The sequence below is a fragment of the Myroides odoratimimus genome, assembly GCF_030326305.1.
Taxonomy (GTDB): Bacteria; Bacteroidota; Bacteroidia; order Flavobacteriales; family Flavobacteriaceae; genus Flavobacterium; species Flavobacterium odoratimimum_A.
This window is the reverse complement of record NZ_JACAKB010000019.1, coordinates 59,889-67,341: the sequence shown is the minus strand read 5'-3', so window position 1 is coordinate 67,341 and position 7,453 is coordinate 59,889. Positions and strand designations below refer to the sequence as shown.

Below are 7,453 nucleotides of genomic sequence, written 5' to 3'. Positions count from 1 at the left end.
GCCTTGGTACGGATCCGTATGCCAGGTGGTGTGAGAGGTCGGCTGAAGAAATAATCTTCAGCCTCCTACTCGATTAATTTTGTGATGTTCTGTGTACTACTTCGAATAGGGTACCATCGTCACATTTTAATGTTTTAGCAGGAAATTTTAATAACAAGGCATAATCATGTGTTACCATGATAATAGTTCTACCATTCTTATTAATTTTAAGTAGAAGTTCCATTACTTCAGCACTAGTCTGAGGGTCTAAGTTACCTGTTGGTTCATCAGCTAGGATTAGATCAGGATCATTTAGCAATGCTCTAGCTATAGCGATACGTTGTTGTTCCCCTCCTGATAGTTGGTGAGGCATTTTTTCGATATGGGCTAGCATATTTACATTGTCTAATACTTCGTGTATTTTTCTATCCATCGCTTCTTTTTCTGACCATCCTGTTGCTTTTAAAGCAAAGTATAAGTTTCCATAGACTGTTCTGTCAGGAAGTAGTTTAAAGTCTTGGAATACGATACCTAGTGATCTTCTTAAGTATGGAATATCTTTTTCTTTTAAGGTCTTCAGGTCGTAGTCTACGATAGAACCTTCGCCTACTTCTAAAGGAAGGTCTGCGTACAGCGTTTTCATAAAGCTACTTTTACCTGCGCCTGTCTTTCCGATTATATATAAAAATTCTCCCTTATTTACTTCTAAGTTAACATTAGAAAGTACTTTATGTTTGTTCTGGTAGATATCAACTCCTTGTAGGGATAAAACTGTTTTAGACATAATAATCGTGTATTTTGTGGTAAAAATACTAAGATAAACAATAATAAAGTATAGTAGAGCTGAAAATATCTATATCGAATGTGATTTTTAAGAAAAAATGAGATTGAGGTCTTATTGTGGAGTGTAAATAATGTAAAATAAACTGATGTAGTAAGTAGTTAAATCAAAAGGAGAGATCTGTTGTAGACCTCTCCTTTTGTTCTAACTAACCAATTTAATCTATATTTTATTTACATATTTTTCTTTTTGTTTACATGACAAAGTTGCTCTAATTTTTTGAATATAAGATTAAGTGAAAGTTACCAAAAAGCTAAGTGATTGATTCTTTTTTATTGTTGAAGTGATGTTTTTGGGTTAGTTGTCTAGTTGTTAAATAATTTATTTTTATCTGTTTTGTTTCTTTCATGGAGATTGTATTTAGTAATTTTGTGATAAATATTTAAATAAAATGAATTTAATTAAGCAGGTGGCAATCGTGATAGGTTGTCTAGCCTTTGGAGAGTTAGTGGTGTATCTCACAGGATTAAAATTACCATCAAGTATCATCGGTCTAATCACATTATGGACAATGTTAAAACTGAGGTGGGTAAAAGTAGAATCAATAGGTGGTATTACTAATTTCTTAATTAAAAACATGGGAATATTCTTTGTTCCGCCTTGTGTGGCTATGTTGAATTATTTCGGAATTCTTAGTCAGTCGATTGTACCTATTGTTGTAGCTACACTGGTAAGTACAGTGATAGTGATTTTTGTAACTGGATTTACTCATCAATTATTAAGAAGAAAAAAATGAATTTTTTAGCCAATCCAACATTTTTGTTATTTCTGACTTTAGCTTTATATGCTTTAGGAATAGCTTTAAGTGAAAAGAAAAAATGGATTATATTTAATCCTATTATCTTGTCTATGGTGGTTTTGATGGGGTATTTATATTTTTTAAAAATACCATATCAAAATTATGAAGAGGCAGGTAAATATATCGATTTCTTTTTAAAGCCATCTATTGTAGCGTTAGCAGTTCCTTTATATGTTCAGTGGGAAAAAATTAAAAAACAGTTGTTTCCTATTTTAATTAGCCAATTAATAGGATGTGTTGTAGGGGTAGTGTCAGTAGTGATACTAGCTAAGATGACAGGTGCAGATCAAGAGATTATTTTATCACTAGCTCCTAAGTCAGTTAGTACACCTATAGCCTTAGAGATATCTAAGTCAGTTAATGGTATTCCGTCTGTAACTGCCGCTGCTGTTATGATAGCGGGGATATTTGGTAGTATGGTGGGATTTAAGGTACTTAACCTTACTCGTATAAGTAATCCAATGTCACAAGGAATAGCTATGGGGACTTCTTCTCATGCAATGGGTACGATGAAGGCAATGGAGGTGAGTAATAAGTATGGAGCCTTCGCTAGTGTGGGGATGATTTTTAACGGAATTTTTACTGCTGTATTAGCTCCTATTATCTTAGGATTGTTATCTTCCTATTTGTAATAAAGACTTTTTTATATGATCCCAATTCTTTTGAATTGGGATTTTTTGTATCAAGGAGTGTTTCTTTATTATGTTTTTTGCTATTTTCTTGTGAAATGCGATTTATTAAATCTCAAAAAGATATAATTTATCATGTTTTTTTATTGCTGAGCAAGAGGTGTAATTTTAATTTAAATATATTTTTGATAACAATTAGGGCAATATATTGCTGAAAAATAAGTTTAAAAGAGTATAAAATGATATATTTGACGTTATATAAATCTGAATGGAAATGCACAAAAATAATAGGTTAACTTTATTAACTCTTGCACTGGGGAGTATAACTGCAAGTGCTCAACAATCAGCTGCTTATGTAGAGAGATTGGCTGATTATAATCATGCTGTAGCATTGTATAATGAAGAACAATATTTAGCTGCGCAATTGTTATTCACGAAAGTAAAACAAGCTCATGTAGGCGAAAATACGGAGGTAGAGGCTGATTGTGCTTATTATATCGCGTATTGTGCTATTAAGTTGAATCAAGAAGGAGCTGAAGATAAGATAGATGAATTTGTGAAGAAGTACCCTACTAGTTCTAAGCAAAATCAGGCTTATGTAGAGGTTACAGATTATTATTTCAGCAAAGGAGATTTTCCTAAAGCCCTGCAGTACGCTGTAAAAGTGAAAGAAAACGCAATTACTAATGAGAAGAAGTTAGATCGTTTTAACTTTCAGAAGGGATATAGTTACTTCTATACAAAAAATAAAAAAGAAGCAGAACGCTATTTAAAGAAAGTAAATACTCGTGGAGAATGGGGGGAGCAAGCAACATATTATCTAGGATATATTGCTTATGACTCAGATAATTTTGACGATGCAAAAAAATTGTTTGACAAAGTAGAAACTAAGTCTTCTTACCAAGAGAAGATGGGGTACTATCAAGCAGACATGAGTTTTAAGACAGGAAACTTTCAAACGGCTATAGAACAAGGGACTTCTCAAATGACAAAAGCGACTCCTGAAGAGAAATCAGAGTTGTCTAAAATAGTTGGGGAGAGTTATTTTAACTTAAAGCAATATGATAAAGCGCTACCTCATTTATTAGCTTATCAAGGTAAAGGAGGAAAGTGGAGTAATACTGACTTTTACCAATTAGGATATACTTATTATAAATCAAAAGATTATCCTAAGGCTATTGAGCAATTTAATAAAATTATCAGTGGAGATAATGGTATTGCGCAGAATGCATATTACCACTTAGGAGAAAGTTACCTTCAAACACATAAAAAAACGCAAGCTCTAAATGCTTTTAAGAATGCTTCTGAAATGCGTTTTGACGCAGGGATCCAAGAAGATGCTTTCTTAAACTATGCGAAACTTAGTTATGATATCGGGAATGCTTATGAGAGTACACCTGCTGTATTAAATGCTTATATTAGTAAATATCCTAATTCGTCTTATCGCGGAGAGATAGAAGGTCTTTTAATCGACTCGTATGTTTCTTCTAAAAATTATAAAGAGGCTTTAGTTCTATTAGAAAAGAATCGTTCTGTAGGAAATAAAGAGGTGTATCAACAAGTGACATTCTTGCGTGGTCAAGAATTGTTCAATGAAGGGAGTTATAGGGAAGCATTAAGTCTTTTTGATAGATCTCTAGCAGAGAAGCAAAATTTAAAATATACTGCAAAGGCTCAATATTGGAAGGGTGAGACATTGTTTTATTTAAATGACTTTAACGAATCTATTACTCAGTTCAAAGCATTTGATCAAAATACAGCGTCTAAGGGATTATCTGAACGTAATAATTTGTATTACAATCTAGCATATTCATACTTTAAATTGAAAGACTATGTTACAGCAGCGGATTATTTTAAAAAATACACAGATGAAAATCCTAAAGATGAGGCGCGTCGTCTAGATGCCTACCTAAGACAAGGAGATTGTAATTTTGTGACTGGGAAGTATTGGCCTGCGATGGAGTCTTATAATAAAGTTATTGAGGCAAATAAAGCTGATGTAGAATATGCACGTTTTCAAAAGGCAATTAGCTATGGATTCGTAGATCGTAATCCTCGTAAAATAGAAGACTTAACGAAGTTTGTAAAAGATTATCCTACTTCTAATATGGCTGATGATGCTCAATATGAGATAGGGGTGACTTATGACGTTATGAATCAAAGTCAAAAGGCATTAAGTGCTTTTGATAAAATGTTGAAAGATTATCCTACATCAAGCTATAAGGCTAGAGCTATCTTGAGACAAGGTTTGATTAACTATAACGACAATAAACCTGATCAGGCGTTAGCTAAATTTAAACAAATAGTAAAAGAGTCTCCAGAATCTTCTGAGGCTATCGAAGCGGTTCAAAATGCACGACTAATCTATGTGGATAATGGAAAGGTAGATGAATATGCTGCATGGGTTAAAGGTCTTTCTTTTATCCAAGTAACCGATGCTGAACTAGATAAAGATACTTACGAGTCAGCTGAGAAACAGTATATCCAAAATAATACACAATCGGCTATAGATGGATATGAGAAATACCTAAAAAGTTTCCCGACAGGACAGAAGGCGTTACAAGCTCATTTTTATTTAGGACAAATGTATTTTGCTGAGAATAATCTAGATAAGGCTACCGCTCACTATGAAGTAGTAATCTCTAAGGATAAGAATGAGTTCTCAGAGATTTCTCTTGCTCGTTTGGCTGAAATTTATTTGAAAAATAAAAATACAGCAAAGGCTATAACTACTTTAAAACGTTTAGATGCAGAGGCAGCACAAGAACAGAATGTAGTGTTTGCTAAGTCTAATTTAATGAAGTTGAGCTATGAGCAAAATAGCTATAGTGAAGCCCTTCAATATGCTGAAGCTGTATTAAAAATGGCTAAAACAGATAATAAAGTAAAAGGTGATGCGCAAATAGTTATTGCTAGAACGGCTATGGCTACTAATGATGAAGCTAAAGCTAAGAAAGGCTATCAAGAGGTATTAAAGATAGCAAAAGGGGAATTAGCTGCAGAGGCGATGTATTATGATGCTTACTTTAAGAATAAAGAGGCTAAGTATGAGGCGTCTAATGAGAGTGTACAGAAATTAGCGAAAGACTATTCGGGTTATAAGTATTATGGTGCTAAAGGATTAGTATTAATGGCAAAGAACTTCTATCAATTAAAAGATAGTTATCAAGCTACTTATATTTTAGAAAGCGTTACTAAGAACTTTACTGACTATTCAGATGTGGTAAAAGAAGCTAAAGATGAACTTCAAAAAATAACAGCGCAAGAGGCTAAACGAAACTCTTCGATTGCTCAATAATTTTTAATATAGAAAATATTATAATGAACAATAAGAATATATATACGATATTATCTGTTTTAACTCTAGGGGGAATAGCAGGTTATGCTCAAGATAAAAATACGGAAGCAAGTAAATTAGGTACAGAGGTTGTTAATGTAGTAAGGGCTTATGATGCAACAATTTCGGATGCTTTTAAAGTTCGTACTACAGCTAATAATGACGATGAAACTACAGGTAATAAGAAGGATGTAATTTATACTATTAGTTCTTTTCCTGTAGCATCTACTTTTGTACCTGAGAAAGGAAAAGCAGCAGAAGTAGAAAGAACAAGTAGGTTGAAAAGCTTTAATAATTATGCTCTTTTTTCTGCAGGTAATTATACTAATCTGAATGGAGAGGTGTTCTTAAGTCAACACTTAAATAAGAATAGTTTTTTAGCAGGATATGCTAGTCACTTTTCTTCTCAAGGTGGAATTAAGAATTTACTTTTAGACGATAGTTTCTCTAATACAAAAGGAGGTTTGGTTTATGGTGGACAATTAAAGAATTTTGGTTGGACAGTAGAAGCAGGTGCTAGATACCAATTGAGTAATTATTATGGATTACCAACGAAACAAATTGACTTTAATCAAGGTGATATTTCTGGAATAGACGAATCTCAACACTATAAAAATGTTTTTGTAAATGGAGCTTTAGAGTTTAGAAATAACCCTTTTACAGGATTGGATTTTAGATATGATTATTTTTGGGATGATTTTGGAACGGTAGAAAATCGTTTTAAGATTAGACCAAATGTAAAAACAGCTTTAGATTTAGGGGAGTTGAATGTTGGAGTTGTTGTTGATTATGTAGGCACATCATATAAAAACTCATTTATAGGGGGAACAACGAAGTATAATCATTTAAATCTTGGTGCTCAACCTAGTCTTACATTTAGAGATGATAACTATTCTGTACAAGTAGGAGTAGGTGTTTTCTTTAACAATGGAGAATTAGCTGGTAAATCAGAGAATAATTTTTATATCTATCCACAAGTTAAAGCTTCTTATGATTTAGTTTCTGGATTATTAGTTACTTATGCTGGGATAGAAGGAGGGTTGCAACAGAACTCTTTTCAACAGTTTTCAGAAGAAAACCCTTTCATTTCTCCAGATATTCTGATTACTCCTACTGATAAGAAATATGATATTTATCTTGGATTAAAAGGGAAATTAGATAATAATATCTCTTATAACATCAAGGGATCTTACAAAAGAGAGAAAGACAAGGCTATGTTTTTGCACAATGAATATACTTTGAATAGAAGTAGAATACCATATATGTTTGGAAACTCATTTGGAGTGCAATATGGAGATGTGAAGACATTGAATCTGTTTGGGGAATTGCGTTTTGACTTCGAAGAGAATGTTTCTATAGGAGTTCATGGAGAATATAATAACTATAATACAAATTCTTTAGAAGCTTGGAATTTACCAAAAGTAAAAGCAGGAGCTGATTTTAAATTTGATTTTACAGAACAATGGTTTGCAGGTGTAGATGTATTTTATGTAGGAAAACGCAAAGATGTTTTTGTAATTGATTCTACTGGGCTTATAGGGGATTATAATACATGGGGAGATCCATCAGTTGTAGAATTGAAAGATTATGTTGATTTAAATATGAAAGTAGGGTATAGGCCAACTAAAAATTGGACTATGTTCTTAAAAGCCAATAACTTATTTAATCAGAAATATAATCAATGGGATAATTTTAAGGTGCAAGGTTTACAGATTATGGGAGGAGCAATGTATAAATTCGATTTTTGAGATTTTGTAATCAGAAAAAAAGCTAAAAACTGATAATTTATGACTAAAATTCGCTAAAAGGTGCACAATACTGTTTTTTTTCATTGATTAATAACTTACTTTTGTCGTTACAAACAACAA

At 32.6% G+C, this 7,453-nt stretch carries 5 protein-coding genes; 4 read left to right on the top strand and 1 reads right to left on the bottom strand.

Annotated features, from left to right (window positions below):
* Positions 1–73: 73 nt before the first annotated feature.
* On the bottom strand, positions 74–763 hold the full coding sequence (locus HX049_RS13145; RefSeq protein WP_006263274.1) for a cell division ATP-binding protein FtsE: 690 nt from the start codon (positions 761–763) through the stop codon (positions 74–76).
* A gap of 448 nt (positions 764–1,211) precedes the next feature.
* Here HX049_RS13145 and HX049_RS13140 point away from each other — a divergent pair, with 448 nt between their 5' ends.
* From HX049_RS13140 to HX049_RS13125, 4 genes are all read left to right on the top strand, one after another.
* Positions 1,212–1,556, top strand: coding sequence for a CidA/LrgA family protein (locus HX049_RS13140; RefSeq protein ID WP_006263275.1), 345 nt, complete (start codon positions 1,212–1,214; stop codon positions 1,554–1,556).
* Complete coding sequence (locus HX049_RS13135) at positions 1,553–2,251, top strand: LrgB family protein (protein WP_071307296.1); 699 nt, start codon at positions 1,553–1,555, stop codon at positions 2,249–2,251. Before HX049_RS13140 ends, HX049_RS13135 begins: the two co-directional genes overlap by 4 nt.
* Before the next feature lie 271 nt (positions 2,252–2,522).
* On the top strand, positions 2,523–5,546 hold the full coding sequence (locus HX049_RS13130) for a tetratricopeptide repeat protein (RefSeq protein ID WP_286416370.1): 3,024 nt from the start codon (positions 2,523–2,525) through the stop codon (positions 5,544–5,546).
* Between the two features lie 23 nt (positions 5,547–5,569).
* Positions 5,570–7,333 (top strand): TonB-dependent receptor, encoded by a 1,764-nt coding sequence (locus HX049_RS13125; protein WP_286416368.1) that lies wholly within the window; start codon positions 5,570–5,572, stop codon positions 7,331–7,333.
* Positions 7,334–7,453: the final 120 nt, after the last annotated feature.

Coding starts and splice junctions, on each gene's coding strand:
- HX049_RS13145 (WP_006263274.1), bottom strand. CDS start 763: ATGTCTAAAACAGTTTTATCCCTACAAGGAGTTGATATCTACCAGAAC.
- HX049_RS13140 (WP_006263275.1), top strand. CDS start 1,212: ATGAATTTAATTAAGCAGGTGGCAATCGTGATAGGTTGTCTAGCCTTT.
- HX049_RS13135 (WP_071307296.1), top strand. CDS start 1,553: ATGAATTTTTTAGCCAATCCAACATTTTTGTTATTTCTGACTTTAGCT.
- HX049_RS13130 (WP_286416370.1), top strand. CDS start 2,523: ATGCACAAAAATAATAGGTTAACTTTATTAACTCTTGCACTGGGGAGT.
- HX049_RS13125 (WP_286416368.1), top strand. CDS start 5,570: ATGAACAATAAGAATATATATACGATATTATCTGTTTTAACTCTAGGG.